This window comes from Pseudomonas sp. AKS31 (genome assembly GCF_023634765.1).
GTDB lineage: Bacteria > Pseudomonadota > Gammaproteobacteria > Pseudomonadales > Pseudomonadaceae > Aquipseudomonas.
The window spans coordinates 16,494-19,361 of the sequence record NZ_JAMLFX010000021.1; the positions used below are offsets into that span (position 1 = coordinate 16,494).

General features: G+C 58.2%; 1 protein-coding gene and 1 pseudogene. Both read left to right on the forward strand.

The annotated features are described in order from the left end of the window. A partial coding sequence (locus tag M9827_RS26600) for an RHS repeat-associated core domain-containing protein (protein WP_250608147.1) occupies positions 1–2,201 on the forward strand: 2,201 nt, incomplete at its 5' end. Positions 2,202–2,233: 32 nt separating this feature from the next. Continuing rightward, positions 2,234–2,868: pseudogene (locus tag M9827_RS26605) on the forward strand (toxin); the annotation flags it as partial.

Sequence of the window (2,868 nt, forward strand, 5' to 3'; positions counted from 1 at the left end):
CTGAGCCGTTCACCACTCACCATGCGTTCAACCCGCTCGGCGCGCTGCTGGAACAGACCGACGCCGGCGGCCATCGCCGACGCTCGCGCTACGGCCTGGCCGGGCAACTCAAGCACGTCGAGCTGCTGATCAGTGGCGCGTCTGACTGGCAAACAGTGTTAGAGAACGCGCAGTACAACGCCAACGACCAGATCATCGAACAACTGGCCGGCAATCGCGTCCTCAGTCAGTGGACGTATGACCCGGCGGACGGCCGTTTGCATACTCAGTCCAGCCGCAAGGACGGCGGCGCAGTCCTGCAGAACCTCGAATATTTCTATGACCGCGTCGGCAATATCACCCGCATTGAAGACCACGCGTTTCAGCCACGTTACTTCGCCAACCAGTTGATCGATGGCCACCGCGATTTCACCTACGACTCGCTCTATCGGTTGACCAGCGCCACCGGCTACGACGACGCCCCGCCGCCGGACATTCCCGGCCTGCCGCAACCGGGCGACCCGAACAATCGCCTCAACTACACCCAGACCTATCGGTACGACAACGGCGGCAACCTGTTCGAACTGAGTCATGTGCGGGCGGGCAACAACTCGACCCGGCAAATGTTCATCGACCCGAAGAGCAATCGCGGGGTGCGCTGGAAAACCGGCGACGAGCCGCCGGATTTCGATGAGCTGTTCGACAGTCACGGTAACCAGAAAGCGATGCACCCCGGCAAGCCGCTGACCTGGAATGCCCGCGATGAGCTGGAAAGCGTGACCCTGGTCCAGCGCGAGGACGGTTCCAATGATGCCGAGTACTACCGTTACAGCCAGGGCATGCGCGTGTTCAAACGCCACGAAACCTTCGCGGCCAACGCCGAGCATTTTCATCAGGTGCGCTACCTGCCGGGGCTGGAAATCCGCACCCGCGACAACGGCGAAGAACTGCACGTCATCACGCTCGGCAACGCCCGCTGCCTGCATTGGGCAGCGAAAAAACCCGATGCAATCGCCAATGACCAAATGCGTTACAACCTCGAAGATCATCTCCGCTCCAGCGTGATGGAACTGGATCAAGCTGCCGTGATGGTCAGTCAGGAAGGCTATTACCCCTTTGGCGAAACCGCGTGGATGGCACCGGATTCGGAAACCACGTATCGCTTCATCCGTTATTCGGGCAAGGAGATGGACGTCAGCGGTTTGTATTACTACGGCGCACGCTATTACGCAGCGTGGTTGCAGCGCTGGATCAGTGCCGATCCGGCGGGGGATGTGGATGGGCTGAATCTGTACGGATTCGTCGGCAACAACCCGTTAACTTTTGTGGATGAGCAAGGCAACAGCAAAGAGAAATTCGATATCGTCAATTTCTCAAACTTCGTGACCACTCTGGGTGATTACTCCGCCACAACGCTTGACCAGATGCTGAAAGTTTCAAGTGGACAGTACGGCACTGAATTGCTGTCGAATGTTGTTGCAGAATCACTGATAGGCACTGCCGGCTTCTTCGCTGGTTATTTCGGCGGCGGGTTCGCAGGCTCAACACTTGCCACCGGCATGCCCGCCGCCGTCGGCTACTTGTCCGAGATGATTGCCATGCACGTCAGCGGCGATATCGGCGAGGCGATCGCCAGCAAATACACGTCCTTTGCAAATATGACAGTCCCATTGATTCCACAAACTTCGGCAATGAGCGTCGCAGCCATTGATCAAAAGGTCGGCATCACAGAGCGTTCATCGAGTTTCACGCCGGCCGATGCAGCCAACACCTTATTGGCCCGCGGCGTCGGATCATATCTTCCAGGCGTGGGCGCGGCGCTTAATATCGGTTCGCGGGTGCAGGAGGTGGAGGACATTAGACAGGGTCTCGATCCGGTCAAGATTGAAAAAATCGAAACGATGCTCGCCGACTGGAAACAAGCCCTCACTTCGCGAATGGCCGATATCGAGAAAGCCTTCAGACGCGTAGGACAAAACACGATCAATTCGGCTGACGTGCTACCTGACAAGAGCCGCTTAATGGGCGCCAAGACCATTCGGCTCAATACCTTGCGAGAGCAGACCAGTGCGATCCTGGGATATATCGAAAGCAGCCAGACCACCCTGAGGTGGTACAAAGAGGACTTGCTGACAGACAACAGATTTTTGCGTGAACAAGCGAAACCCGTGTCGAAATTTCAGACATTTGTTAAGCCCTTCACCAAACACAAATTCACATGAAATACGACCCCGTTTATAGACGCACTCCAACTGTGGCAGTGATCGATGGCCGGGGCTCGCCGATCCGTCAGGTCAGTTACTTGCGCACTCAGGCAGACGACACACCAAAAGCACTCGTGTCACGTCAGCAACACGATGTGGCCGGCCGTCTGGTAGCGCAGCAGGATCCACGTCTGGCCACTGCGAACCTCACTAACGTCTACTCACTGAACGGTGATGTGGTATTGACCGACAGCGTCGACGCCGGTTGGCGCCTGACCCTGCCGGGGCTTGCCGCTGAGCCATTGCAACGCTGGGATCAGCGCCGCAGCCATTGGCAGACGACCTTCGATGAGCAACTGCGGATGATCGCGGTCGAGGAAAATGGCCAACCCGATGTCGATGTTTTCATTTACGCCGACGCATCGGCCGAGGCCGGGTACAACCGCCGCGGCCAGTTGCTGGAACAAAAAGACCGTTCCGGTTCGCTGCTCACGGACAGTTTTTCCCTGGCCGGCCAGCCGCTGCGGGAAACCCGCACGTTCCACGACGGTGAGCCGTTCACCACTCACCATGCGTTCAACCCGCTCCGTGCGCTGCTGGAACAGACCGATGCCAGCGGCCATCGCCGACGCTCGCGCTACGGCCTGGCCGGGCAACTCAAGCACGTCGAGCTGCTGATCAGTGG